This window comes from Aeromonas sp. 601027, from assembly GCF_049174455.1.
GTDB classification, from domain to species: domain Bacteria; phylum Pseudomonadota; class Gammaproteobacteria; order Enterobacterales; family Aeromonadaceae; genus Aeromonas; species Aeromonas veronii_A.
Genome location: NZ_JAAKTN010000001.1, coordinates 100,540 through 126,333, shown reverse-complemented (window position 1 = coordinate 126,333; position 25,794 = coordinate 100,540). Strand labels below are relative to the sequence as shown.

Below are 25,794 nucleotides of genomic sequence, written 5' to 3'. Positions count from 1 at the left end.
ACAGGGAAACGCCGCCAATTCCTCGGCCACGGTGCGTTCGCCTGCTTTGCGAACAATCAGCGGTTAAAGGTCAGCCGCTTGCCCAGGATCTGGTCAGTCACCTGCCCGTTTTGCCAGGCGATCTGGCCATTCACCAGCGTCATCTCCACCGTGCTGTGGAAGCGGTAGCCGTTGAAGGGTGACCAGCCACAGTGGTAGAGGATGTTGTCGTCGTTGACCACATAGGGCTTGCCCAGATCCAACAGCACCAGATCGGCGAAGTAGCCCTCGCGGATATAACCGCGATCCTGCACCTGGAAGCGCTCGGCTACCGCGTGGGAGGTCTTCTTGACGATAGTCTCCAGGGTAAACACGCCGTTGTGGTAGAGCTCCAGCAGCGCCTGCAAAGAGTGCTGCACCAGCGGTACGCCGGACGGCGCCTTGAAGTAGCTGTTCTGCTTCTCTTCCCAGGTGTGGGGCGCGTGGTCGGTGGCGATGATGTCGAGCACGTCGTTGCGTACCGCATCCAGCAGTGCCTGCTGGTCGGCGGCACTCTTCACCGCAGGGTTGCACTTGATCAGGCTGCCCTGGGTCTCGTAATCGGCTTCATTGAAGAAGAGGTGGTGAACGCACACCTCGGCGGTGATGTTCTTGTCCTTCAGCTCGCTCAGGTCGTGGCTGGCGGTAAACAGCGACAGCTCCTTGGCCGAGGTCAGATGCAGCACATGCAGCTTGGCACCGTATTTTTTCGCCAGCGCCACCGCCATGCTGGAGGATTTGTAGCACGCCTCGTCACTGCGAATGCGACCGTGCTCGCCCATCGGCACATTCTCGCCCCACTTGGCTCGCGCCGCCTCTTCGGCCTTGGCGATGGTCGGGGTGTCTTCGCAGTGGGTGACGATCATCACCGGACTTTCGCGGAAGATGGCCGCCAGGGTCTCCTGATTGTCCACCAGCATGTTGCCGGTCGAGGAGCCCATAAACACCTTGACCCCGCAGGACTGCTTGGGGTCGAGACGCTTGATCTCTGCAAGGTTGTCGTTGGTGGCGCCGAGATAGAAGCTGTAGTTGGCGACGGAGGAGTTGGCGGCGATCTGGTATTTGGCTTCGAGGGCGTCGAGGGTGGTGGTCTGGGGATTGACGTTGGGCATTTCCATGAAACTGGTGGTGCCACCGGCGACGGCGGCGCGGGATTCGCTGGCGATGGTCCCCTTGTGGGTCAATCCCGGCTCCCGGAAGTGGACCTGATCATCGATCATTCCGGGGATGAGGTGGCGACCTGCCGCATCGATAACCAGCGCATCGGGCGCCTCGATATCCGGGGCAATGCGGGCAATCCGTTCCCCCTCGATCAACACATCGGAGGCATAGATGCGGCCTTCGTTGACCAGGGTGGCATTTTTGATAAGCAGTTTGTTCATGGGGGGTTCCAGTTCCTTTGCCGATAATCGCGGGTCATAATAGCGCAAAACTGCCCTTTCTCTGTAGCAAGGCCTGACTGATGAAGTTATTTGTAAGAGATTTGACCGTGATCGACTCCAGCTACCTCTGCGAACGCCGCGGCATGGTGGGCGAGAGCTGGCTGGTAGATATCGAAATGAGCGGTGAGCTCAACGAAATGAGCATGCTGCTGGACTTTGGCCGGGTAAAGAAGCTGATCAAGTCGATCATCGATGAAGAGGTGGACCACAAGCTGCTGGTGCCGACCGAGTGCCCGCTGATCCACGTCGAGACACTGGATGGTGACGAAAGCACAGTGGATCTGCTGCGCCCGGGTCGCTCCATCCATCTGCGCTGCCCATCCCAGGGCTTTGCCTTTATCCCTGCCCCGCAAGTTGATAAAGAGTCGGTGACCCGCTACCTGCTGGCGGTGCTGGCCAAACGGCTGCCGGGCAACATCAAGGATCTGTCGCTGACCCTGCGTCAGGAGGCGATCACCGGTGCCTTCTACCACTACAGCCACGGCCTGAAAAAGCACGATGGCAACTGCCAGCGCATCGCCCACGGCCACCGCTCTCCCATCGAGATCCACATCGATGGCGAGCGCGACCAGGAGCTTGAGCTCAACTGGGCCGAGCGCTGGGGCGATATCTACCTCGGCACCGAGGAGGACAAGGTGGCGCTGACCGAGCTCGCTTTGAGCCCTCGCGCCAATGCCCAGCTTGGCGAGCATCACACCGGCTTCAAATATATGGCGCCGCAAGGGCTGTTCCAGCTGGCCATCCCCACCGCCGAGGTAGAGATGATCGACACCGACACCACAGTCGAGCTGCTGGCCTGCTACATCGCCCGCGAAGTGAAGAAGATGGTGGGCGACAAGTTCGTCAAGATTGTCGCCTATGAAGGGGTCGGCAAGGGCGCCATTGCCTACGCCTGATCCCCTTGTCACGGCCGCAATAAAGAGAAGGCCCCGCATCTGCGGGGCCTTGTTGTTTCAACTCTCGACCATCAGGCGCTCAGGCGGAAGCGCTTGACCAGGCTCTCCTGCTGCTCGGCAAGGGAGTCCAGCTGCTGGCTGGTCTCGGCTACCCGCTCAATCCCCTGATAGTTGAGATCCGAGATATCGGAGATGCGGTTGAGGTTGGTGGCGATATCGGCGCTGGTGGCCTGCTGCTGCTCGGCGGCGGAGGCGATCTGGCTCGACATGTCGCTGATCAGCACCACAATCCCCTGCACTTCCTCCATGGCGTTGTTGGCGTGAGAGCTCTGATCCACGCAACTGTCCATCTCGCGAGAGCACTCCTGCATCACGGTCACCGCCTTGGCTACCCCCTGCTGCAGGTTCTCGATCATGGTCTGGATTTCGCTGGTGGACTGGGCGGTGCGGCCCGCCAGACTGCGCACCTCATCCGCCACCACCGCAAATCCGCGCCCCTGCTCGCCGGCCCGCGCCGCTTCGATGGCGGCGTTGAGGGCCAGCAGATTGGTCTGCTCGGCGATGCCGCGAATGACATCGAGGATATTGCCGATCTGGCTGCTCATGGCGCTCACATCACCAATCACCTTGCCGGTCTGTTGCAGTTTGCCCGCCAGTTGATGAGTGGTGGTGATATTGCCTGCCATCACCTTGCGTCCCATCTCGGAGGCCTTCTCCACATCCTGCACCCGCTCCAGTGTCTGGTTGGCAGCCTGCGCCACCTCCCGCACCGAGGCCTCCATCTGGGTCATGGCGGCGGCGACCGAGGCGGTCTCCTGCCGCTGTTTCTCCAGATCCGCCCGCACCGATTCGGTGGTGCGACGGTTGCCGTGGGCGGCATCGTTAAGCTGGGCCGATGCTTGTGAAAGCTGCGCCAGTACCTCCCCCATCTGGGCGATCAGCAGGTTGATCTGGCTGCCCAGCTGACCAAATTCATTCTTGCTCTGAAAACCGATGCGCTGAGTCATGTCACCCTGGGTTACTTCGGTCAGCACCAGCAGCAACTCCCTGAGCGGACGGCGAATGGCCTTGCCCAGGGTATAAGCCACCAGCATGGCAATCAGGATGGCGACGACGATGCTGGCTCCCTGAGTCAGGGTGCTCTGGCTCTGTGCGGCTTTGGCATGCTGAATGCTCTGGTTCATCAGTTGCTGGCTCTGAGAGGTGACCCGCTCAAGCCGATCCTGAATTGCCACGATGAGCGCACTCGCCTGCTTGCTCTTCTCCCGCATCTGCTCCTGCTGTTGCATCAGCGTCAGATACTGGGCGAGTACACCTTCATTACCGGTCGTATCGCGCACGAAACCGTGGACGTAGTGACCCATGTTGTTGTCGAAATCCTTGAGCTCACCCTGCAGATCCTTGATGGTGCTGTTGAACCCCTCCATCTGCATCCTGTTGCGCTTGAGCGCGGCTTCAATGGGGGCCGGAATGCTCTGATTGAGGGCATCCATGGTGGAGAGTTCGATAGCGGAGAGCTTGGTGGTCAGGGTCTCGGAGAGCATCTTGATGAAGCTGTCGTCGATGGTGATCATCATGTCCCCCAGACTCTTCTTGAACTGGGGCAAGCTGACCTGAAACTGCCCCTTGGCCAGATTGACCTTGTGCAATCGGGTGAGCAGCGCCTCGTGTTCGCCCGGCAGGGTATCGGTCAGTTGCAGGTAGCTGTCGACCTGCTGGCTCAGAGTGCCCATCTCCCCTTGCAGTTCGGGGTGGTGGGCGACCTGCTGGCGCAAGGCATCGAGGCTCTTGCCCACCGCGGCCTTGGCCTGTTTCAGTTCGGCCACTTCGGCAGGCAGCTGTTTGGGGTCCTGCTCGGTGAGCACATCCCCCAGCCACTTGTTGGCACTGAGCAGGGTGATCTGGGTCTGGCTGCTGGCAATCACCAGCGGCATAGACTGCCGGGTCACCTGTTCCAGCGCTCCCCCCAGAGTATTCTGACTACGAAATGTGAGTAGTGAACTGGCCACCATCACGGCCACCAGGATCGCGAAGCCAAGGTAGACTCGCTGCAAGATGGAGAGATCCGACATTGTTTGTTTCATTATTGTCCCGCTGTATATGCAAAAGTCCCTTGCCTGAGTACCCCGTCCTTTTGATACCCTGCAGACCCCTGAACAGGCGCTGCAGATGACGTCCCTCTGGCTATCGGTATTCTTAACAATAACTGAAGGGAATGGGACATCAGCTGTGTCAAATCTCGGCTTGTGTCACACTTGACGCGCTGCTCGCCTTCTTTCGGGAGCCGCTTGGGATGCAAGTTCAATTTTCTTTTTCATATAAGGGAGTTAGCCATGGCGCAAGAAACCATTTTCAGCAAAATCATCCGTAAAGAGATCCCTGCCGACATCCTTTATCAAGACGATCTGGTCACCGCATTCCGGGATATCCAGCCCAAGGCCAAGACCCATATCCTGATCATCCCGAATGTGCTGATCCCCACCGTCAATGACGTGGAAGCCGAACATGAACTGGCCCTTGGCCGGATGTTCACCGTGGCCCGCAAGCTGGCAAGCGATGCGGGCATCGCCGAAGATGGCTACCGCCTCATTATGAACTGCAACCGCCACGGCGGGCAGGAGGTCTACCACATCCACATGCATCTGGTCGGCGGCGAGCCGTTGGGACCGCTGCTCAGCCTGTAATGAATCGCAACGCCTCAACCTGCCGCAGCGCCCTGTTGCTCTGCGGCGCCCTGCTGTTGCTGGGGGGCTGCGCCTCCCGCTGGCAAGACATGTTCGTCTCCTACTCCGATCAGATGGTGCCGCTGCGCAACCAGCTGCTGCTGGGCCATGCCGCCGAAGCGCTGCCCGAGGTGCGCGACTCCACCCTAGGCGATGACACCTTTATCCTCGATCGCCTTGAAGAGGGGCGCATCGCCTGGCTGGCGGGTCAGGATGCGGGCAGCAAGCAGGCGTTCACCGCCGCCGACAGCCGCCTTCAGTGGGAAGACAATCAGGCCGAATACCGGCTGAGCCACGGTCTGGATCAGGTGGGCAGTCTGCTCACTAACGATCAGTCGATGGCCTATCGTACTCCCGATTACGAACGCACCATGCTGCATCACTATCTGGCACTCAACTATCTGCAACGGGGTGATGCCAATGGCGCCCTGGTGGAGGTGCGTCGGGCCAATCAGGTGCAGGAACAGGCCCTGAAACGGCGAGCCGATGAGGTGCGCAAGGCGAAGGATGAGAGCGAAGAGGTCGAAGCAGAAGGCGAGATGCGCCAGCTGATGTCGCGCGGCGCACCGGATCTCGACCGGTTGATCGGCAAGGTCAAAAACGGTTTTCAGAACGCCTACACCTTCTATTTTTCCGCCGTGCTCTATGAGGCGGCCGGGGATCTCAACGATGCCTGGGTCGACTATCAGCGCGGCTACCAGATAGCACCGGACAACCGCAGCCTGCAAGATGCCTTGCTGCGTCTGGCGCGGCTGCGTGGCTCACCGGACGAGATCCGCGAGACCGAGAAAAAGATAGGCCGCAAAGCGCCGCCGCTTGCAAAAGATCAAGGCCAGCTGGTGGTGCTGTTTGAAGATGGTTTGATCCCGGCACGGCGCGAACTGTTCCTGCCGCTCCCCATCTCCACCTCCCGCGGCGATTTTCGCACCTTTACCGTCGCCATCCCCTATTACGATAATCGGGCCAGCGACACCGGCCCGCTGACGGTGGAAGTCGGCAAGCGGGTCGAGCAGACCAGCGAGCTGGTCAGGCTGGAAGCGCTGGCCGCCAAAGATCTGCAGGAGCGGCTGCCCGGCATGCTGACCCGCCAGGCGCTGCGACTGGTGGCCAAGGAGCAGATGCGCCGCACCGCCGCCAAAGAGGGAGGGGATGTGGGCAATATTCTGGTGGGGATCTTCAACACCCTCTCGGAGCGGGCCGATACCCGCAGTTGGCTGACGCTGCCAGCGCAGGCATCGAGCTGGCAGGGGATGGTGCCGGCAGGTGAAATCAATCTCACCCTGGGCGCGGGGGCAGCGCAGCGGCAATTGCCGCTCACCATCCACAAGGGCCGCACAACCCTGGTCTGGGTACAGCGCCTCGGCGCCGGTCTGACCACCAGGGTGATGCCGCTCTGAGCAGACGGCGAAGAGAGATGAGCAAGACAATTAACCGGGCAGGCACACTCGCGGCCCCACTCACCCCGATTAAGGAGAGCAAGATGAAAGCATACGGGTTGGCCCTCGGGCTCGCGCTGCTGCTGACCGGCTGCGCCACCAACACCTCCGGCGTGGCGCTCTATGGCCCGGCGGGCGGTGCACCAGTGGCAGAGCAGCATCAAAACGTCAACGTCACCCTGACCGAGCTGAGCCGCCGCCAGCAAAATGGCCTGCTGCAGGTCAATGTGGCCGCTGCCAGCACCCAGCGCAGCGATAACAAGCTGCAATATATCTTCTATTGGTATGATGAGGCCGGTCAGGAGGTCGCCAGCGATGGCCGCGGCTGGACCCCCATCAAGCTGCATGGCTATCAGACCCGCACCCTCTCGGCCCTGGCGCCCAGCCCGGCGGCGCAAGGTTACCGGATTTACGTACGCGAAGTGATTGAGGAATCCTACTGATGAAAATGAATCATGCCCTGCTGATCCTGACCTCTGCATTGCTCTTGGGCGGCTGCTCCAGCACTACCGTCAGCTATGGCGATCCCACTGAAACCGAAACCGTCACCGTCGATTACGGCTCAAGCGACCTGCAGGCCATCGCCGACAAGATGGCGGACTCCATGCTCGCCTCCCCTGCCACCAGCGAGATCACCGCAGGCGGTCGTCCGGTGATGTTTATGGACTCTATCCGCAACAAGACCTCCGAGCACATCGATACCGAAGCCATCACCGACACCATCCGCACCAAGCTGCTGCGGGCCGGCAAGTTCCGCTTCGTCGACATGAGCAAGGTGGCCGCCGTCAAGCAGCAGCTCGAATACCAGCAGAGCAGCGGCATGGTGGATCCTGCCTCCATGGTGCGGCTTGGCAAGCAGACTGGTGCCCGCTACATGGTCTATGGCAACCTCGCCAGCATCGTCAAGGACAATGGCAAGGTGAAGGATGTCTACTACCAGATGACCATGAACCTGATGGACCTGCAAAACGGCGAACTGCTATGGGCCGATCAGAAAGAGATCCGCAAACAGGCGAAGAAATCCACCTTTGGCTGGTAACAGGCTCCTGGTGACAGGCAACTGTGATCCGCTACTGGCCAGCCTGCCCGCCCCCTGGCGGGAGGGGCAGTTGGAACCACTCGGGTTAGGCCTGACCAACTGCAACTATCGACTGCGCCTCCCCTCGGGGCGCAGTTACTTTTTGCGTCAAGGGCACCCCGATCCGCTGCGCCTTGGCATCGACCGCTCCACCGAGTGGCAGCTTTATCAGGGGGCAATGGCCGAAGGGCTGGCGCTGCCTTGCCACTATGGCGATCCCGCCAGCGGTCTGATGCTGCTCGAATGGTGCGATGAGCCAAACTGGGTGCTCGCGGCACCACCGGAAGCCGATCAGCCCCGTCTGCTGGCTGAGGTGCTGCGCAAGCTCCATCGCCTGCCGCTGCCTGAGGTGGTGATGGCGGTGCGAGCCCACGCCGCGGGCTATCGCGCCCGACTGGCCCACATTCCCTCCTGGCTGCCCGCCCTGGAGCGGGGCTTGCTCGCCAGCAGTGAGCCAAATGATTGCTGGCGCCCTTGCCACCATGATCTCAATCCGGCTAACTTGTTGGGAAGCAAACCCTGGGTCATCGACTGGGAGTATGGCGCGGCAGGTCACCCCGGCTTTGAGCTCGCCAGCATCCAGCGCACCCATGAGTGGCCCGCCGAGCGGCGCGACGAGCTGGAAGCGCACTATCTGCAGGCCCTGCCGCGCCACCAGTGGCCCGATTTTCAGAGCGAGGCATTTTTACCCTGGGTCGACTATATCGGCCTGCTCTGGGCCCTGCTGATGACAGAGCAACAGCCCTCACTCGACTATGACACCCTGATCGCCATCAACCGGCAACGACTGGAGTAACAGATGATAAACAAGGTGCGCTGGCACAAGCCGAAAACCTGGGGTCTGCTGCTGATCGGCCTGCTGCTGACCGGCTGCTCCACCCGGGTGATCTACTACTGGCTCGATACCGCCATCATCTGGCAGCTGGATGACTACTTTGCCCTCTCCTATTCGCAGAAGGATCTGCTCAGCCGCGAAGTGAAGGGGCTGATGGCTTGGCACCGCCAGCACGAGCTGCCGCGCTACGCCAGGGATCTCGATGCACTGGCCAAGGCGGTGGCCAGCCCCATGACGCCGGAGCAGATCTCGACCAACCTAGATGCGGTGCAGCAGAGCCTGACCCGCACGCTGGAAAACACTATCCCCCGTGCCGTCAGGCTGGCGCGCACCCTGACCGACGAGCAGGTGGCCCGCTTTATGACCGATCGGGTCAAGCGGCAACAGGAACGGCAAAAGGACTTTGCCACTGAGCCCAAAGAGCAGATGCTGGCGGAGTTTCGCGACAAGATGAACAAGCGGCTCGAGTTCTGGATTGGTGAGGTGAAACCGGCACAGGCGCCACTGGTGGCCCAGTGGGCCGAATGGCAATACGAGCTAATGCCCCCCTGGCTCGAGTTTCAGGAGTCCTGGACCCAGGAGCTGGACAGGCTGATGAAGCAGCGCCAGAGTCCCGACTTTACCCGCGAGCTGACTGACCTGCTGGCCGAAGGGGATGGGCTGATGGATGGCCGCTTTACCGGCTATACCGAACAGTCGCGCCAGCGTACCGTCAACTGGCTGAGCGCCATGAGCCAGTCGCTGGATATCTCCCAGCGGGCCCATCTCTACTCCCTGCTCAAGGGTTATGCCCGCGACTTCAAGCAGATGAGCGGCAGCTGACAGCCAGCACCGAATGGTGCCATGTGCCCGGGGCAACCTTGTTCAAACCGGGCGCTTATGGTAGTTTGCCCTTCCTATTTATCGGGAATTAACTTTTTGCGCCTTATCGACAAAGTAAAACTGGTGCTGGTCACTCTGGTTATCGCCCTCACCCTGCTTTGTTCCATCGCCCGAATGGAAGGCCCGCTGCTACCCGCATCTCCCCAGAGTGAACAGCAGCAGACTCAGGTGTTCAATCAGCTTAGCGACAGCGATGATGGCATCATCAAGTTTGTTGGCAGCCATCAGAATCACCTGCTGCGTCTCGAACAATCCCTGCGCAGTGACAACCAGCCCAAGAGTGTGGTCTACGAGCTGATCCAGAGCTGGTCGGCCCAGGCCATCCTGCTGTTGCTGCTTGGCTGGCTGATGCTGGCCCCCGAGCTCTATCACAAACAGAGTTTTCGCGATCGCTTTGGCGCGATCCACCGGCGCCATCTACAGCGCCAACATCTGCAATACCGCTTCACCCAGAGCTATCTGAGCGCCTGACCCCGGAGGGGCTGGCACATCCACTGTTTGCTCATCTCCTCTTCCTTACGGATCCGGCAACTGCCTGATCCGCATTTGATGCATCCCATTTTTTGCGCCTTGCCGAGCCTTGTTGCTATCGGCCCGGGCACCATTCTCCTGACAGAGGCTTGTTTGCCATGAGAAAGAGCAATCGCACCGTTCTCAACCACATGAGCAAGTGGCAGTACGCACTGCTGCTGTTGATGCTGTTGACCTTTACCTTTTACTCCCTGCCCACCTTTTTTGGTGAGCAGCCCTCCCTCGGCCTGCACGGACAGCAGCGCCTGACCCCCCAGCAACAGATGTTGCTGAGCGACAAGCACCTGACCCCGCTCAAGGTCATTGAGCAACCTGAGCGGGTCGAGCTGGTCTTTGCCAGCCAGGGCGAGCAGCAGCGCGCAAAGCAGTTGCTGGAGCAGCAAGGGGTCGACAGTGCCGCCCTGACCCTGGAGTTTCACTCCAACGCGCCGACCTGGATCACCCGCCTCGGCGCCGATCCCATCAAGCTGGGACTGGACCTGCGTGGCGGCTCCCAGCTGCTTATCGGGGTGGACGTGGACTTTGTCATCGACAATCAGACCAAGAATCTGGTGGATACCCTGCGCACCCGCTTCCGTGAAGCCAACCTGCGCGGCGCCAGCGTCACGCGCAGCGCACAGGGCGCCGTAGCCGTCACCCTGCCGGAGGTGGCCGAACAGGAGAGCTGGCTCGCCATCATCAAGGAGAGTGCCGGTACCCGTCAGGATCAGTGGAAGCTGACCCGCTCCGGCAATGATCTGAAACTGGTGCTGAGCGAGGCGGAGCGTACCCTGCTGGTCAACAACGCCGTGACCCAGAACCTGTCGATCCTGAAAAAACGGATCAACGAGCTCGGCATCGTCGAGGCCTCGGTGGTGCGTCAGGGGCAGGATGGTATCCGTATCGAACTGCCCGGGGTACATAACCCCAAACAGGCGAAAGAGGTGATCGGGGCCACCGCCTCGCTGGCCTTCTACGAGGCCAAAGCCGACAGCCACTTCTACATCGCCGATCGCAACGGTCAGGCCGTCGGCATGGCGCGCAAGCCGGTACTCACCGGCGAGCACATCGTCGATGCCCGCGCCAATATGGGCGAGATGGGCCAGCCCCAGGTCAATATCGTGCTTGACACCCTGGGTGGCAGCAAGATGAACCAGTTCAGCCGCCTGCATGTGGGCAAGCCGATGGCGACCGTCTTCACCGAGTACAAGACCAATGCCCAGGGCAAACTGCGCGCCCAGAGCGAGGTGATCAACGTCGCCACCATCCAGACCGCCCTTGGCAACCAGTTCCGCATCACCGGCATTGGCAGTCTGCCGGAAGCACAAGAGCTGGCCATGCTGCTGCGCGCCGGTGCCCTCACCGCCCCTCTCAAGATCCTGGAAGAACGCAGCATAGGCCCGACGCTGGGGATGCAGAATATCGAGGCGGGTTTCACCGCGCTGGCCTTCGGCATGGCAGGCATGATGCTGTTTATGATGGCCTGGTACCGCAAATTCGGCTGGGTTGCCATCACGGCGCTGGTCGCCAACCTGTTGATGCAGGTCGGCATGCTGGCAGTGCTGCCGGGCGCCGTGCTGACCCTGCCGGGGATCGCCGGTCTGGTGCTGACGGTGGGCATGGCGGTGGATACCCATGTGCTGATCTTCGAGCGGATCAGGGACCGTCTGCGAGAAGGGGGCTCATTGGCCAACGCCATCGACTTTGGCTATCGCTCGGCCTTCCACACCATTTTCGATGCCAACATCACCACCCTCATCTGCGCCGTGGTGCTCTACTCCATCGGCTCCGGGCCGCTGCAGGGCTTCTCCATCACCCTCATTCTGGGTCTGCTCTCCAGCATGATCACCGGGATCTGGGGAACGCGCGCCATCATCAATCCCCTGTGGGGACGCAGCAACGAGCGCACGCTGAAGGTGTAACGGGACAGCAATCCCTCTGATGAGCGGCTTTGGCTGCGCCATCGGCCATGGATATGGCCGGAGCGGCCAAAGCAGAACACTATTTCCCGGCGTGTCGCGACACGTCGTGATGGGCCAACAGCCTGATGCTGGCTGGCCAAGGAGAGAATTATGTTGAGAATGATCGTTGCCATGGGGCTGACCCGTTGGCGTTATATCGGCCTGTGGGCTTCCATCCTGCTGACCGTGGCCAGCGTCGCCATCTTGCTGGTGAACGGCCTGACACTGGGGCTCGATTTTACCGGCGGGATCCTGCTGGAGTTTCATATCCAGACCCTGAAAGAGGCCCATGAGCTCAATGCCATGCTGGTCTCCCCGCTGGCGGGAGCCGTTGAGCTGAGCTCGGCCGGTATTCCCGGCGAGTGGCTGATCAAGTTGCCTCCCCACGAACTGCCCTGGCCCGCGGCAGATCTCGCCACCATGCTGACCCAGCAGTTGGGGATGCCGGTCGAGTTGCTGCGCACCACCATCGTCGGTCCTCAGGTGGGTGCCGAGCTGTTCCAGCAGGGTATGCTGGCCGTGCTGGTCGCTTCGCTGGCGATGTCGGCCTATCTGGCGTTTCGCTTCGAGTGGCGTCAGGCCATCGGCATCCTGCTCTCGGTGGTCCATGACGCTATCGTAGCGCTGGGGCTGCTGTCACTCTTTCAGATCGAATTCGATCTGAACATCATCGCCGGTCTGATGGCGGTGATCGGCTACTCCCTCAACGACAGCATCGTCATCTCGGACAGGTTGCGGGATCTGCTGAGCTCGCGTACCCAGATGGGCATCCACGAATGCTCCGATGTGGCCATCAGGGCAACCTTCAGTCGCACCATGATCACCTCGGGCACCACCCTGTTTACCGTGGGCGCGCTGCTGCTGTTTGGCGGTGACGCTCTCTACGGCTTCTCCTTCACCCTGTTTGCCGGGATCCTGGTAGGCACCGTCTCCTCTATTACCGTTGCCTCGACCGTGCAGGAGCTGCTGGGCCTCACCCCGCAGGCCTATCAGAAAAAGAGCGAGGAGCCAGTGGCCAACGCAGCCTGACCCTTGCTATCCAGAGTCGGCTAATCGAGCCTCTACCAACTATGCCCTTGCCAACCATTGGCAGGGGCTTTTTCTACCCTCCCCCGCCAATCCCCGTCGCTCCTGTTACTGGCCAAGTCGCCTCAATTGACAACTGACCATATTGAAAGCAATGACGGATCAATCCGTCATTTTTAATAACAAAAAGGTCATTTTATTACGTCAAAAACCCTGAAATGTGACTGAAAGCACTTTCTTGAGGGTTCAAAGGAGGCAACATTGTAGTGATTTATCTACAAAGGGATATGAGATGTTGTTACAACCTGCCAATACAGCAAAAGCCAGACAGTTGCTGAACGAGACCATGGCTCTGGTACTCGCAGGAGGGCGGGGTAGTCGCCTCAAACAGTTAACCGACAACCGTGCCAAGCCTGCCGTCCATTTCGGCGGCAAATTCCGCATTATCGATTTCGTGCTCTCCAACTGCATCAACTCCGGCATTCGTCGGGTCGGTGTCGTGACCCAGTACAAATCCCACAGCCTGTTGCGCCATCTCCAGTCCGGCTGGTCTTTCCTGCGCTACCAGATGAACGAATTTATCGATCTGCTCCCTGCCCAGCAGCGAGTGGATGAGGTGAACTGGTATCGAGGTACCGCCGATGCGGTCTACCAGAATCTGGATATCATCCGCGATCACGCCCCCAAATATGTGGTGGTGCTGGCAGGCGATCACATCTACAAGATGGATTACGCCGCCATGCTGCTCGACCACGTCAATATGGGTGCCAAGGTGACTGTAGCCTGCATCGAGGTGCCACGCAGTGAAGCAAGCGCCTTCGGGGTAATGGCTGTGGATGATGATCGCAAGATCAACGCCTTCGTCGAAAAGCCCGCCAACCCGCCAGCCATGCCGGGCAAGGCCGACACCGCGCTGGCCTCCATGGGCGTCTATATTTTTGATGCCGAATATCTCTACCAACTGCTGGAAGAGGACATTGCCAACGCACAGTCCCATCACGATTTCGGCATGGACGTGATCCCCCGCGTGGTGAAAGAGGGTACTGCATTCGCTCACCCGTTTGGCATGTCCTGTGTCGGTTGCTGTCCGGATCGCCGTCCCTACTGGCGCGACGTGGGCACCGTGGACTCCTTCTGGGAAGCCAACATGGATCTCGCCTCCGTCACGCCGGAGCTGGATATCTACGATCAGGAGTGGCCCATCTGGACCAGCCAGAACATGACCCCTCCCGCCAAGTTCGTGCAGGACAGAAACGGTCAGCACGGCATGACCATCAACTCGATGTTTTCGGGCGGCACCATCGTCAGCGGCTCCTTCATCCTGAGCTCGGTGCTCTTCACCAATGTACGAGTCGACTCCTTCTGCACTCTGGATCAAGCCGTGATCTTCCCGGGTGTGGAGATCGGTGCCGGCTGCCGGCTGCGTCGGGTAGTGATCGACAAGGGGTGCAAGCTGCCGGAAGGGATGGTGATCGGTGAGAACGCCGATGAAGATGCCCGCCGCTTCCACCGATCCGAACAGGGGATCGTACTGGTCACCAAGCCCATGCTGGATGCACTGGCAAAAACGGCGCGCAAGCAGGCTGTAGAGCAGGCCGTACCGGCATAACTCTCCGACCAGCACTGTTATCGCGACAAAAAACGGGAGCCCTTGCAGGCTCCCGTTTTTTATAGCCACTTGCCCCCCGCCATTCGACCTCCCCTTTTTAGGCTGTAAATATATAATTACAGCAGTAGCTTTTCATGGACAAATTTGGCAGTTAATCCAAACCTTTGGCGATGAGCAGTACTTTCATATTGCCAAAAGGCTATTAAATTCCATATTCACACTTGAAAGTTGGCATTTACTTGGTATTGTGATGACCATTCGTAACGAAAGCGGTACTTTCGTAAACTTAAAATTACAGCTGGTAGTATCAAAACCAGTGTGCTGACTCTGACGAGGCGAAGAGGCTATGCAACGAGATCCCCTGAACAATATACATATCCAGTCCGAACAAGTGATGATCACGCCTGCCCAGCTCAAGGAGAAACTGCCCATCTCCGATCGTGCGCTGGCATTCGTGCAAGGGGCCCGCAACACCATCGCCGACATCATCCACCGTCGCGATCACCGTCTGCTGGTGATCTGTGGTCCCTGCTCCATCCACGACATGGACGCCGCCAAAGAGTACGCAACCAGACTCAAAGCGCTGCATGATGCCTATCAGGATTCTCTCTACATTGTCATGCGGGTCTACTTTGAGAAGCCGCGCACCACGGTCGGCTGGAAGGGTTTTATCAACGACCCGAACCTGGACGGCACCTTCGATGTGGAGCTGGGGCTGCACCGGGCCCGCGAGCTGCTCTGCTGGCTCGCCGAGCTGGAGCTGCCCCTGGCCACCGAGGCGCTGGATCCCATCAGCCCCCAATACCTGGCGGAGCTCTTCTCCTGGTCGGCCATCGGTGCCCGCACCACCGAATCCCAGACCCACAGGGAGATGGCGTCCGGCCTCTCCATGCCGGTCGGCTTCAAGAACGGCACCGACGGCAACCTGGGCACCGCCATCAATGCGTTGCAGGCGGCCTCCAGCCCCCACGCCTTCATGGGGATCAACCAGCAGGGCCAGGTCGCGCTGCTGCAGACCCAGGGCAACCCGGATGGCCACGTGATCCTGCGCGGCGGCAAGCACCCGAACTACGATTCGGTCAACGTGTCGCTGGCGGAAGAGGCGCTGGAGAAAGCGGGCCTGCTGCCCGGCCTGGTGGTGGATTGCAGCCACGGCAACTCCAGCAAGGATCACCGTCTGCAGCCCAAGGTGGCGGACAACGTGATCCACCAGATCCAGGAGGGCAACCGCTCCATCATAGGGGTGATGCTCGAATCCAACCTGTTCGAGGGCAACCAGTCCAGCGAACAGCCCAAGTGCGACATGCGCTACGGCGTCTCCATCACAGATGCCTGCATCGACTGGGAGACCACGGACGCGCTGCTGGCCCGCTGCCACAGCCAGCTGGCTGGGCCTCTCAAGGGCAGAACTGCACGGTAAGCCGTGGTATCTTGTCGTAACCTATTGAACAATCGAGGTATCACTAGTGGTGGCATCAAACCGCTCACGCCGTGATACCTTGTTGCATCTTGAATTTCAGGGCGCCGCCGCTCGCGGCGCCAGCAGGGACTGGATATGGCTGAAGAGTTGAATGTACTCAGGGACAAGATAGATGCGGTGGACAAGCAGCTGATCGATCTGCTGGCCGCCCGTCTGGCCCTGGTGGGAGAAGTGGGTGAGGTAAAGAGCCGCCACGGCCTGCCCATCTATGCACCGGAGCGGGAAGCGAGCATGCTGGCCCGCCGCCGCGCCGAGGCCGAGCAGTTGGGGGTGCCCGGCGATCTCATCGAAGACGTGCTGCGCCGGGTGATGCGCGAATCTTATGCTAGCGAGAAAGATACAGGCTTCAAATGCATAAAGCCGGATCTTGGCAAGGTGGTCATCATCGGTGGTCAGGGCCAGCTTGGCCGCTTGTTCGGCCATATGTTCAGCCTCTCAGGCTATCGGGTCGAGACGCTGGAACAAGCCGACTGGCCGCGCGCTGACGAGATCCTCACCGGAGCCGGTCTGGTGATGGTGGCGGTGCCCATCGATATCACCTGCCAGATCATCGATCGCCTCGGCAACCTGCCCGCCCACTGCCTGCTGGTCGATGTCACCAGCGTGAAGGCGGCGCCGCTCGAACATATGCTGGCGGTACATCAGGGGCCGGTACTGGGACTGCACCCCATGTTCGGGCCGGATGTGGCGAGTCTCGCCAAGCAGGTGATCGTCTGCTGCCAGGGTCGTGACCCCGCCGCCAGCCAATGGCTGCTGGAGCAGATGACCATCTGGGGCGCCCGCTTGCAACAGGTGGAAGCCAAGGCCCACGATGAGGCGATGACCCTCATTCAGGCACTGCGTCACTTCGCCACCTTTGCCTATGGCTGGCACCTCTCCCGGGAGCAGGCCAATCTGGATCGCCTGCTGAGTTTGAGCTCCCCCATCTACCGGCTGGAGCTCGCCATGGTGGGGCGGCTGTTTGCCCAGGATCCCCACCTCTATGCCGACATCATTTTGTCGTCACCGCAGAACCTGGCGATGATCCGTCGCTACTACCAAAACTTCGGCGAAGCACTGGGGCTGCTGGAGCGAGGAGACAGGGACGGTTTCATCAACGCATTCTCGCAAGTTTCCGGTTTCTTCGGCGAGCATGCCGACCAGTTCCTGCGTGAAAGCCGCATGCTGCTCGCCCAGGCCAACGACCGCCGCCAACACGGCTGATCCTGCAAAAGCAGCTACCTCATATCGCCAGAATGGGAAGATGCCTGGGCATCTTCCCATTTTATTTGTTACCGATTTAAACACTGACGTCAGTCACGCTCGGCCCTACGTCGAGCCCCCACAGCTGACTGGCCTCAATACCCTCCCCTGGCGCTGCCTCACATCCAGCAAGTATGCCCCCTCAATATCCACGCAATCCGCGCAAATAGCACCGCCCCTTGCAAGGGCTGCCAGACTCTAACGGTCAAACCAAACTGCTGCGAGCAAGGCTATACGACGCAAAGGAGAACGGTGCACTCCCCATCAAAGAGATAAACAGGAAGCAGGAAGCAGGAAGCAGGAAGCAGGAAGCAGGAAGCAGGAAGCAGGAAGCAGGAGAGATTAACCGAGACAAATGGTTTGCCAAAGATCACTTAACACAGCAATCCGGCGATTTATCATGGCGCCAATCCGCTGTCGCCAAAAAAGAAAATGGCCGAGAAATTATCTCGGCCATTTGTAGCCTGGTCAAAGACTCAAGCCTGGATATTACTCTTGTTCAACTTATTAGAAGTTGTACTGCAGAGCAACAGTCCACTCGTCGTCATGCTTCTCGATACCCTGGATCTTGTACTCGGTGTAAGCTTTCAGCTTCGGAGTGAAAGCGTACTGAACACCCAGCAGGGTCTCGTCAACCAGATCCTTGTAAGTAGAACCGGCAGCTTGAGCGTTGGCCTTGCCTTCTTTGAAGTTGTAACCAGCCAGGAAGGTCCAAGCATCTACGTTGTAAGAAGCAGCCAGCTCGTAACCACGGCCGTCATCTTTCAGACCCAGGCTCTTGTTCTTCACTTCGCCTTCAGTGTAAACACCGGCAAAATAGAAGCCATTGATAGCGTAGTGCGCGCCAATAGCCCACTCGTCTTTCTTACCAGTCTGACCATTAACTTTGTTTTGCAGGTCGGAGTAGGCATAACCGGCGTTGAAGCCCAGGCCGAAGTCAAAATCGTAACCGGCGGCAACGGCATAAGCTTTCTTACGCTTAACGTCGGAACCAAAGATGGCATCTTCTTTGACCTTCTGACCAACGTCAGTGATCTTGACCGCTACGTCGTCATTGGTTTGGTAGGAAACTTTACCTTTGAAACCACCGAAGGTGTTGGAGTAGATAACCTGGCCTTCCTGACGACCGTCATAGAAGTTACCCGCATCGCCCCACTCGTTGAAAATATCGGTCGGCTCGAGTACGTCGTAGAAAGCAGTGTCGGTCTGACCGAAGATGATTTTACCGTACTGGGTGCCGTCAAAGCCTGCATAGATATGACGAGCATCGAACTTGCTAGACTTACCGTCACTGCCCTTGTCGGAGTTTTCAGCAGCAACTTGCCACTCGGTCTTGGCGATACCGGACCAAGTGTTGTTCAGAGCAACTTTACCGGACCAGCCCAGACGGGAAGAACCAATCAGCTCGCCATCGGTATCATCGTGCTCACCGTAGTAGTTAGCCTGTACACGGCCGTATACGTCGAAAGTGGTACCGTCTTTGTCATAGATCACTGCGGCGTTAGCGGCGGATGCAAACAGAGCCGGAATAGCAATAGCCAGAATTGTCTTTTTCATAGTTTCCAATGCCTACTGTAATTAAACACTAAGTTGTTGTTATTCCCTGTGTTAGCGATGTTCTTTGCATCACTATGCCGCCGAGACTAGCACCGGATTTTTTGAACCGCAATGAAAAAACTTGGAACTTTTTACGCAAACCATAGTCATGGAGGCAAAAATGTGAGCCAAGTCTCACCTGACGGCAAGGCAAAAGGAAAACGTTTACAATGAATCCTGCTGATTATTTGGACTCAAATAGTCTATTTTGCATGCAAATAACGCTAAATACCTGATAAACAACCAAAGTGGTCTGATCAGCGTAAAACTGCCGTGATAATGGCTGTTGCCTCGACCTCACCGAGGGGTTGCGGGTATCCTTGTCCTTCTATTAACCCCTAACTGGCCTTCTCTTCATGCTCTCTACTCGCCTCAAAGCAACCATTCGTCAAACCTATCGCCAGATTTCGGATGGATTACCCGGTTTTGTACCGCGCAAAGAGCAGAACTTTCTGGTGGCCGAGATAGCCAAAACCCTGACCGGCGAGTACGACAAACAACGCCGTATTCTGGTTGCCGAAGCGGGCACCGGTATCGGCAAATCCCTCTCCTATGCGCAGGGCGCCATTCCGGTGGCGCGACTCACCCAGAAGAAGCTAGTGATCTCCACCGCCACAGTGGCCCTGCAAGAGCAGCTGATCCACAAAGACCTTCCTTTTTACCACCGCCACAGCGAGCTGCCGTTTCGCTTTATGCTGGTCAAGGGGCGTCAACGCTACTGTTGCGAGCATCTGCTGGAGCAGGCAGCCAGTGGCGCCGAGATGGCCAACTTCGAGCTCGACTTTGGCAGTCTGAGCAAATCCAAACCATCGGACAGCGACAAGGATCGCTACCAGGCGCTGTGGCAGACCTACACCAATGGCAAGTGGGACGGGGATCGGGACAACTGGCCGGAGCCCATTCCCGACACTTGCTGGGATCGCATCGCTGCAGACCGCCACACCTGCAACAAGGCGCTAAGCCATCACCAGCACTGCCCCTTTCATCGCGCCCGCAACGACATGGAGAGCGCCGATGTGCTGGTCGTCAACCATGCACTCCTGCTCTCCGATCTCACCATGGGCGGCGGCATCATTCTGCCGCCCCCTGATGAGTGCATCTATGTGCTGGATGAGGCCCATCACCTGCCCACCATCGCCCGGGATCACGGCGCGGCATCGGCCAGCGTCAAAGGCTCGCGCCGCTGGCTGGAGAAGCTGGTACAAAGTGCAGGCAAGCTGGCGCGGACGCTTAATAAGGAGAGCCTGCTCGACCCCCAACTCAAACTGCAGGATGCGCTGGCCACCATCCAGCCCGATCTGAAGGCGGTCGAGCAGTGGCTCAGCGCCAACGATCGGCTGTTTGGCACGGAACCCCACTACCGCTTCGTCGAAGGGGTATTGCCGGATCCCCTACCCATGCTGGCGGAGAATCTCAAGGAGTCGAGCAAGAAGGCGCTGCGGGCGCTGGATCGGATGCAGGGGGCCATAGGTGAAGCGCTGAAAGATGGCGAGATCCGCCGCAAGGAGGCCGAACCCCTGCTGGCCGAGAGCGGTTTTCATCTGCAACGGCTGGAGAGTTTCTGCGCCCTGTGGGAGATGCTGGGGCGCCATGTGCCGACTGGCAAAACCCCGCTCGCCCGCTGGATAGCCAAGAGCGATGACGGCGATATCTGGCTGCACGCCTCACCGATTGAGGTAGGCTATCTGCTGGAGGAGTGGCTCTGGTCGAAATGTCTAGGTGCCGTACTGGTCTCAGCGACCCTCACCGCCCTCTCTTCCTTTAGCTATTTTCGCCATCAGGTGGGGCTCAAGGAGCACGACGGTACCCGCTATCTGCGCCTGCGCTCCCCCTTTGACTACCAGAAAGCCGAGCTCTATCTGCCCAAGATGGAGCACGAACCCAACTCACCAGCCTTTACCAATGAACTCATCAGCGTGCTGCCACGTATTCTGGCGGGCAAGGAGGCGAGTCTGGTGCTCTTCTCCTCCTACCGCCAGATGAATGAGGTGGCCGTTGGCTTGCGAGCCAAGGGACTGTCACTGCTGGTGCAGGGGGAAGCCTCCCGCAATGCCCTGCTCACCCTGCACAAGCAGAAATGCGATGGCGGTCAAGCCAGCATCCTGTTTGGTACCGGCAGCTTCTCGGAGGGGCTGGATCTGCCGGGTCACTACCTCACCAATCTGGTGATCACCAAACTCCCCTTTGCGGTGCCCAACTCACCGGTCGAGGAGGCTACCGCCGAGTGGGTGGAGCAGCGAGGAGGCAACCCCTTTCTGCAACTGACGGTGCCGGAGGCATCGCGCAAACTGATCCAGGCCTGTGGCCGCCTCATCCGCAAAGAGGCCGATCGGGGACGGGTCACCATTCTGGACCGGCGTCTACTGACCAAACGTTATGGCAAGGGGTTACTTGATGCCCTCCCCCCGTTTACACGGCGGTTCGAATAAATAAGCATGCCGTTATTGATAAATGAACTGACAACTGCACGAACATACACCTCCAGAAAGAGCCATTGCCGCAGTAGACCAAACCTGTAAAAATGAGCCCCTGTTTTCAGTGGGCAATCGCCTGACTGTTCAAGGAGATGAAATGAAACTGACTGTTCTGGTACCGGCGCTGGCTGGTCTGTTGTGGGCCGGTAGCGCCTTGGCTGATGCCAAACTGGAAGTATCCACCCCTTACATCGTGCAGTTGATTGATGGCCAATCCATCAACCCCCAGCTGCTCGACAAAACCAGCACCTTCCCCCTCTCTGCCGGCAAGCACCAGTTGGTCGTCGCCTTTGAAGGCAACTACTCCAGCCGTAACGAAATCAAGCTGGTGACCGCCGAGCCGCTGGTGCTGAACTTCACTGCAGCCGACAATCAGCAGCTGGTGCTGGACTATAAAAAGCCCCGCAATGAAGCAGAAGCCAAACAGTTCCTGAAAGATCAGAAAGTGGCGCTGAAAGACAAGGTCACAGGACAGCAAGTGAGCAGTGAACAGTTCGTAATGCCGAAAGTAGAGGGCTTCCAGCTGACCCGTGACTATCAGCAAGAGCTGATCAACATGGGCAAAGCTTTCAACCAGCCCAAAACCGTTGCCGTCTCCTCTGCTGCCGTGATGGCTGCCGCCAGCGCACCGGCCCAAGCCGCGCCCAGCAAGGCGCAAAGCAATCCGGAAGCCCTGACCCAACTGCAAAACTGGTACAACAAGGCCGATGCGGAAACCCGCAAAGCCTTCCAGATCTGGGTTATCCAGCAGCAGTAATCCGGAAACATCATCCTGACCCGTCGGGAATGACAAGGGGAGCTTGGCTCCCCTTTTTCATATCCAGGTTCATCTCTGCATCGATGGAACAATGCCCTGATGTCACTGCATATTTTCTATCACCCCCTCTACTCCTCCCTGGCCCTGCCCGAACGCCATCGCTTCCCGCTGGCCAAGTATCAGGGGCTGTTTGAGCGCTTGCAGGTGCAGGGTTACCCCCTTGGCGAAGCGCCGTCGGCCACCCGGGAGCAAATCTGTCGCATTCACGATGCTGATTATGTCGCGGCGGCCCTGAGCGGCCAGCTGGAAGATCGCGCCATCCGCAAGATCGGTTTTCCCTGGTCACCCATTCTGATAGAGCGCACCTTGCGCTCGGTGGGTGCCACCGTTGCCGCCAGCCGCCATGCTCTTGAGCAGGGATGCGGCTTGCAGATCTCCGGCGGCTATCACCACGCCCATCGCGATCACGGCAGCGGTTTTTGCCTGTTCAACGATCTGGTGATTGCGGCGCAGGCTTGCCTCGACGAGGGGCGCTGCGAACAGGTGCTGATCGTCGATCTCGATGTGCATCAAGGAGATGGCAGTGCAGCCCTGTGCGCCGGACGGCGCGATATCATCACCCTATCCCTTCATGGGGAGCACAACTTTCCCCATCACAAAGCCGCCTCTCACCTCGACTTTCCGCTGCCAAGCGGCATGACGGACGATGCCTATCTCACCACACTGCAACAGGCACTCTCGCTGGCACTGCGGCTCTATTCGCCGGATCTCATCCTCTATCAGGCGGGCGTCGATGTGCATCATGCCGACGAGCTTGGTTATCTCTCCTTGAGCGATGCAGGGGTTCGCCTGCGCGATGCCATGGTATTTGGCTGTGCAATCAAGCATGGGTTGCCCATCGCGGCGGTGCCCGGTGGCGGCTATCGCCGCGACTGGCGACAGCTGATCCCGCTTCATATGTCGCTGTTTGAGACGGCGCGCCATCGTTTTGGCTGATGGCATGGCTTTATATGGCGCGGACACGCCATCAGAGTGGGAGGAGATTTCTCTAGATAAAACAGAAGAGGCGACCCCTGGGGTCGCCTCTTCGTGTTCCGTCATCTCGGTCACACAAGCTCGCTCGTTGTCAGGCAAGCTCGGGACATCTGAGGATAATTATTTCTGACGCTTGCGGGCGTACTTGCGACGGGCGCGGGCCTGACGCTCCTCTTCCCGCTCGGCCTTCTCTTTGGCTTTTTGCTCGGCTTCTGCCGCGGCTTCGACAATCTCGACGCTCACCATCTCCGGCGTCTCCAGCGAGATGCGGCCAAGCAAGCCGGAGCGGAACTCGTTGATCAGGATCTCGGACGCCTTGTGCAGGTCGGCCAGCCCCCCTTTGCGCATAAACGCCCGCTGGCGGGCGATCATCTCCAGCAGCTCGATCTCGGTCTCGGGCAACTCGTCAATCTGGTAGCGCGCCTTGATCCGCTCCGGATAGGCCTTGATGAAGTAGTCAGCTGCGAACATGGCGATATCGGCATAGTCGAACACCGTGTCCTTGATGGCCGCTGTGATGGCCAGACGATAACCGCAGGAGGGCGGATTGAGCTTGGGCCAGAGGAAACCCGGGGTATCGGTCAGGATGACGTTGTTATCCAGCTTGATCCGCTGCTGGGACTTGGTCACCCCCGCCTCGTTGCCAGTACGGGCGATGATGCGCCCCGCCAGGGTATTGATCAGGGTGGACTTGCCCACGTTGGGGATCCCCATGATCATCGCCCGCACGCCGCGCAGCTCAAAATTGCGCTCCGGCAGCATCTCGTGGCAGAGAGTCAGCAGTTGCTTGATCTTCTCCGGCTCTTGTTGCGTCAGCGGCAGCGCCTTGATCCCCTTCTCTTTTTCCATGTGCGCCACCCACAGATCGGTGATCGCCGGATCGGCCAGGTCCGCCTTGTTCAGCACCTTGATCACAGGGGTATCACCACGCAGCTCGGGCACCAGCGGGTTTTCGCTGGAGAAGGGGATGCGGGCATCGAGCATCTCGATGATCACATCGACCTGGGGCATGACCTCGGCAATCTCTTTGCGGGCCTTGTGCATGTGACCGGGGAACCAGTTGATGGACATATCCGTTACTCTCTGTGGGGGCTGCGGGCGCGCGCATGGAACAACAGGCGCTCTGCCGCGGGCATCGAACGAAGGGGGCGCATTTTACCTGCTGCGGGCTCATTTTGACAGGTCATTCTAGCTATCACCTCAGCAAATCAGCAAACCGTCGAGACGAAACAAAGCAGCCGGAAACGACCGGACCAATCAGCTCAACTGATAGATAACACATTGATATAATGTAACATTCTTATCATTTGTTCACACAACCGTCACCGATAGTCAGTAAAAGTGTCATCTGCCCCCTCTAGGCTGCGCTCAGGTTTTACAAGGAGCGAACCCCAATGAGAAAAATGGCAGGACTTGCAGTGATGATCGGCGCCGCCCTGGCTGCCGGCTGCAAATCAGACAATGACACGGTGGCGACCAAGCCCGCAGCCCAACCCACCAACGTCATCTTCTTCCTCGGTGACGGCATGGGCCTCAACACCCTGACGGCGGCCCGCATCTACGGTGTCGGCGAAGAGGGTGATCTCACCATCGATACCCTGCCAGAGACGGCCTTTATCAAGACCTTCTCCCACGATGCCCAGGTCACTGACTCGGCCCCCTCCATGGCGGCCTACATGACCGGGGTCAAGAGCAACAACGGCGTCATCAGCATGGACGGCGACGCCACCTATGAGAGCGACTGCAGCAAGAGCGCCGGCAAGCCGGTGACTACCCTGCTGGAGCTGGCCAAAGCCGATGGCCGCGGTACCGGCGTGGTAACCAGTACCCGGGTGACCCACGCCACCCCGGCAGCTACCTATGCCCATATCTGCAACCGGGATCTGGAAGCGGATATCGCCGTCCAGCTGGTACCGGGCGGCAAAGGCTACAACAGCGCCCTCAAGGAGGGGCTGGATGTGGTGCTCGGTGGCGGCAGCAGTTTCTTCCTGCCCAAAGCTGACAAGGGCAAGCGGGAGGATGGCCGCAACCTCATCAGCGAAATGCAGGCCAAGGGCTACCAGTTTGCCAGCAATCTGGATGAGCTGAACAAGGCCGATGCGGGTAAGCCGCTGCTGGGCCTGTTTGGTTCGAGCCACATGAAATATGACCTAGACCGCCCCGCCAGCGAGCCGTCACTGGCCCAGATGACCCTGGCCGCTATCAAGCAGCTCAAGGGTAAGGAGAAGGGTTACTTCCTGATGGTGGAAGGGGGTCGCATCGACCACGCCCTGCACGACACCAACGCCAAGCGGGCGCTGCAGGACACCATCGCCTTCGACAACGCCATCAAGGCCGCCATCGACGAGGTGAAAAAGAGCGACCCCGAGCTGAAAAACACCCTGATCGTGGTTACCGCCGACCACGACCATACGCTCGTGCTCAACGGCTATGCCAAGCGCACCGGCAAGACCACCGCCGACAACCCCGGCGTACTCGGGCTGGTGAAGAACTACGAGACTGGCGAGCCAAGCAAGGATAGCGAGGGCATGCCCTACACCATCATAGGTTTTGGCAACGGCTACAACCGGGTGGATGGCCCGCGCAGCAGCGTCGCCCCGCTCGACGATGCCACCGTCTCCGCCAATGACTACCACCAGGAAGTGGTGGTCAAGGTGGGCGAGATCGGCAACGAGACCCACGGCGGCACAGATGTCTTCCTCGGCGCCATCGGCAAGGGGGCTGACAGCTTCCATGGCTCACTCGACAACACCGCCGTGTTCGGCAAGATCAAGGCTGCGGCCAAGCTGTAAGG

At 59.2% G+C, this 25,794-nt stretch carries 21 protein-coding genes; 17 read left to right on the top strand and 4 right to left on the bottom strand.

Annotated features, from left to right (window positions below; genetic code table 11):
* Positions 1-56 precede the first annotated feature (56 nt).
* Positions 57-1,400 carry a dihydroorotase gene (locus G5193_RS00565; RefSeq protein ID WP_075115531.1) on the bottom strand — a complete coding sequence of 448 codons (1,344 nt, stop codon included), beginning with the start codon at positions 1,398-1,400 and terminating at the stop codon, positions 57-59.
* 80 nt (positions 1,401-1,480) lie between these two features.
* Here G5193_RS00565 and G5193_RS00560 point away from each other — a divergent pair, with 80 nt between their 5' ends.
* Positions 1,481-2,356 carry a 6-pyruvoyl trahydropterin synthase family protein gene (locus tag G5193_RS00560; protein WP_421204683.1) on the top strand — a complete coding sequence of 292 codons (876 nt, stop codon included), beginning with the start codon at positions 1,481-1,483 and terminating at the stop codon, positions 2,354-2,356.
* 71 nt (positions 2,357-2,427) lie between these two features.
* On the opposite strand, the gene G5193_RS00555 is transcribed toward G5193_RS00560, so the two are convergent.
* Complete coding sequence (locus G5193_RS00555; RefSeq protein ID WP_421204682.1) at positions 2,428-4,440, bottom strand: methyl-accepting chemotaxis protein; 2,013 nt, start codon at positions 4,438-4,440, stop codon at positions 2,428-2,430.
* 249 nt (positions 4,441-4,689) lie between these two features.
* Here G5193_RS00555 and hinT point away from each other — a divergent pair, with 249 nt between their 5' ends.
* The 12 genes from hinT to tyrA all read left to right on the top strand — a co-directional run bounded on the left by hinT (position 4,690) and on the right by tyrA (position 17,099).
* Positions 4,690-5,040, top strand: coding sequence for a purine nucleoside phosphoramidase (gene hinT / locus G5193_RS00550; RefSeq protein ID WP_167558071.1), 351 nt, complete (start codon positions 4,690-4,692; stop codon positions 5,038-5,040).
* Positions 5,040-6,476, top strand: coding sequence for a COG3014 family protein (locus G5193_RS00545; RefSeq protein ID WP_421204681.1), 1,437 nt, complete (start codon positions 5,040-5,042; stop codon positions 6,474-6,476). The genes hinT and G5193_RS00545 overlap by 1 nt, the downstream gene beginning before the upstream one ends.
* Before the next feature lie 83 nt (positions 6,477-6,559).
* Positions 6,560-6,958 carry a YcfL family protein gene (locus G5193_RS00540; protein WP_231719680.1) on the top strand — a complete coding sequence of 133 codons (399 nt, stop codon included), beginning with the start codon at positions 6,560-6,562 and terminating at the stop codon, positions 6,956-6,958.
* Positions 6,958-7,554: a penicillin-binding protein activator LpoB gene (gene lpoB, locus G5193_RS00535; protein ID WP_005334041.1), complete on the top strand. Its 597-nt coding sequence runs from the start codon at positions 6,958-6,960 to the stop codon at positions 7,552-7,554. Before G5193_RS00540 ends, lpoB begins: the two co-directional genes overlap by 1 nt.
* Positions 7,555-7,564: 10 nt before the next feature.
* The gene (locus G5193_RS00530) at positions 7,565-8,389 is read left to right on the top strand and encodes a phosphotransferase (protein ID WP_421204680.1); all 825 of its coding nucleotides are present in this window, start codon (positions 7,565-7,567) and stop codon (positions 8,387-8,389) included.
* Between the two features lie 3 nt (positions 8,390-8,392).
* Positions 8,393-9,250 carry a DUF6279 family lipoprotein gene (locus G5193_RS00525; RefSeq protein WP_005361577.1) on the top strand — a complete coding sequence of 286 codons (858 nt, stop codon included), beginning with the start codon at positions 8,393-8,395 and terminating at the stop codon, positions 9,248-9,250.
* Between the two features lie 96 nt (positions 9,251-9,346).
* The gene (locus tag G5193_RS00520) at positions 9,347-9,781 is read left to right on the top strand and encodes a hypothetical protein (RefSeq protein ID WP_005334044.1); all 435 of its coding nucleotides are present in this window, start codon (positions 9,347-9,349) and stop codon (positions 9,779-9,781) included.
* A gap of 158 nt (positions 9,782-9,939) precedes the next feature.
* Positions 9,940-11,742, top strand: a complete 1,803-nt coding sequence (gene secD, locus G5193_RS00515) for a protein translocase subunit SecD (RefSeq protein ID WP_421204679.1) — start codon at positions 9,940-9,942, stop codon at positions 11,740-11,742.
* Between the two features lie 150 nt (positions 11,743-11,892).
* Complete coding sequence (gene secF, locus G5193_RS00510) at positions 11,893-12,810, top strand: protein translocase subunit SecF (protein ID WP_257690224.1); 918 nt, start codon at positions 11,893-11,895, stop codon at positions 12,808-12,810.
* A gap of 289 nt (positions 12,811-13,099) precedes the next feature.
* Positions 13,100-14,416 (top strand): glucose-1-phosphate adenylyltransferase, encoded by a 1,317-nt coding sequence (gene glgC, locus G5193_RS00505; RefSeq protein WP_216954048.1) that lies wholly within the window; start codon positions 13,100-13,102, stop codon positions 14,414-14,416.
* Between the two features lie 346 nt (positions 14,417-14,762).
* Positions 14,763-15,836 carry a 3-deoxy-7-phosphoheptulonate synthase gene (locus G5193_RS00500; protein WP_421204678.1) on the top strand — a complete coding sequence of 358 codons (1,074 nt, stop codon included), beginning with the start codon at positions 14,763-14,765 and terminating at the stop codon, positions 15,834-15,836.
* A gap of 135 nt (positions 15,837-15,971) precedes the next feature.
* Positions 15,972-17,099, top strand: a complete 1,128-nt coding sequence (gene tyrA, locus G5193_RS00495) for a bifunctional chorismate mutase/prephenate dehydrogenase (protein WP_421204677.1) — start codon at positions 15,972-15,974, stop codon at positions 17,097-17,099.
* 546 nt (positions 17,100-17,645) lie between these two features.
* Here tyrA and G5193_RS00490 read toward each other — a convergent pair.
* Positions 17,646-18,695: a porin gene (locus G5193_RS00490; RefSeq protein ID WP_088869706.1), complete on the bottom strand. Its 1,050-nt coding sequence runs from the start codon at positions 18,693-18,695 to the stop codon at positions 17,646-17,648.
* Positions 18,696-19,090: 395 nt separating this feature from the next.
* Between G5193_RS00490 and dinG the strand changes: the two genes are divergently transcribed.
* The 3 genes from dinG to G5193_RS00475 all read left to right on the top strand — a co-directional run bounded on the left by dinG (position 19,091) and on the right by G5193_RS00475 (position 22,961).
* A complete protein-coding gene (dinG, locus tag G5193_RS00485) occupies positions 19,091-21,163 on the top strand; it encodes an ATP-dependent DNA helicase DinG (protein ID WP_421204676.1) in 2,073 nt (690 codons plus the stop codon).
* A gap of 142 nt (positions 21,164-21,305) precedes the next feature.
* The gene (locus G5193_RS00480) at positions 21,306-21,965 is read left to right on the top strand and encodes a DUF2057 domain-containing protein (RefSeq protein WP_216954052.1); all 660 of its coding nucleotides are present in this window, start codon (positions 21,306-21,308) and stop codon (positions 21,963-21,965) included.
* A 99-nt stretch (positions 21,966-22,064) separates the two neighbouring features.
* Positions 22,065-22,961, top strand: a complete 897-nt coding sequence (locus G5193_RS00475; protein WP_227340820.1) for a histone deacetylase — start codon at positions 22,065-22,067, stop codon at positions 22,959-22,961.
* Between the two features lie 159 nt (positions 22,962-23,120).
* Here G5193_RS00475 and ylqF read toward each other — a convergent pair whose 3' ends face one another.
* Complete coding sequence (gene ylqF / locus G5193_RS00470) at positions 23,121-24,071, bottom strand: ribosome biogenesis GTPase YlqF (RefSeq protein ID WP_005334061.1); 951 nt, start codon at positions 24,069-24,071, stop codon at positions 23,121-23,123.
* Between the two features lie 323 nt (positions 24,072-24,394).
* Between ylqF and G5193_RS00465 the strand changes: the two genes are divergently transcribed.
* Positions 24,395-25,792, top strand: coding sequence for an alkaline phosphatase (locus G5193_RS00465; RefSeq protein WP_005334065.1), 1,398 nt, complete (start codon positions 24,395-24,397; stop codon positions 25,790-25,792).
* The last annotated feature ends 2 nt before the right edge of the window (positions 25,793-25,794 follow it).

Bases quoted from the DNA above. Each gene is read 5' to 3' on its own strand.
- tyrA (WP_421204677.1), top strand. From the start codon at position 15,972: ATGGCTGAAGAGTTGAATGTACTCAGGGACAAGATAGATGCGGTGGAC.
- G5193_RS00500 (WP_421204678.1), top strand. From the start codon at position 14,763: ATGCAACGAGATCCCCTGAACAATATACATATCCAGTCCGAACAAGTG.
- G5193_RS00560 (WP_421204683.1), top strand. From the start codon at position 1,481: ATGAAGTTATTTGTAAGAGATTTGACCGTGATCGACTCCAGCTACCTC.
- secF (WP_257690224.1), top strand. From the start codon at position 11,893: ATGTTGAGAATGATCGTTGCCATGGGGCTGACCCGTTGGCGTTATATC.
- G5193_RS00525 (WP_005361577.1), top strand. From the start codon at position 8,393: ATGATAAACAAGGTGCGCTGGCACAAGCCGAAAACCTGGGGTCTGCTG.
- dinG (WP_421204676.1), top strand. From the start codon at position 19,091: ATGCTCTCTACTCGCCTCAAAGCAACCATTCGTCAAACCTATCGCCAG.
- G5193_RS00490 (WP_088869706.1), bottom strand. From the start codon at position 18,695: ATGAAAAAGACAATTCTGGCTATTGCTATTCCGGCTCTGTTTGCATCC.
- ylqF (WP_005334061.1), bottom strand. From the start codon at position 24,071: ATGTCCATCAACTGGTTCCCCGGTCACATGCACAAGGCCCGCAAAGAG.
- G5193_RS00565 (WP_075115531.1), bottom strand. From the start codon at position 1,400: ATGAACAAACTGCTTATCAAAAATGCCACCCTGGTCAACGAAGGCCGC.
- G5193_RS00555 (WP_421204682.1), bottom strand. From the start codon at position 4,440: ATGAAACAAACAATGTCGGATCTCTCCATCTTGCAGCGAGTCTACCTT.
- G5193_RS00545 (WP_421204681.1), top strand. From the start codon at position 5,040: ATGAATCGCAACGCCTCAACCTGCCGCAGCGCCCTGTTGCTCTGCGGC.
- G5193_RS00475 (WP_227340820.1), top strand. From the start codon at position 22,065: ATGTCACTGCATATTTTCTATCACCCCCTCTACTCCTCCCTGGCCCTG.
- hinT (WP_167558071.1), top strand. From the start codon at position 4,690: ATGGCGCAAGAAACCATTTTCAGCAAAATCATCCGTAAAGAGATCCCT.
- G5193_RS00480 (WP_216954052.1), top strand. From the start codon at position 21,306: ATGAAACTGACTGTTCTGGTACCGGCGCTGGCTGGTCTGTTGTGGGCC.
- glgC (WP_216954048.1), top strand. From the start codon at position 13,100: ATGTTGTTACAACCTGCCAATACAGCAAAAGCCAGACAGTTGCTGAAC.
- G5193_RS00465 (WP_005334065.1), top strand. From the start codon at position 24,395: ATGAGAAAAATGGCAGGACTTGCAGTGATGATCGGCGCCGCCCTGGCT.
- lpoB (WP_005334041.1), top strand. From the start codon at position 6,958: ATGAAAATGAATCATGCCCTGCTGATCCTGACCTCTGCATTGCTCTTG.
- secD (WP_421204679.1), top strand. From the start codon at position 9,940: ATGAGAAAGAGCAATCGCACCGTTCTCAACCACATGAGCAAGTGGCAG.
- G5193_RS00540 (WP_231719680.1), top strand. From the start codon at position 6,560: ATGAAAGCATACGGGTTGGCCCTCGGGCTCGCGCTGCTGCTGACCGGC.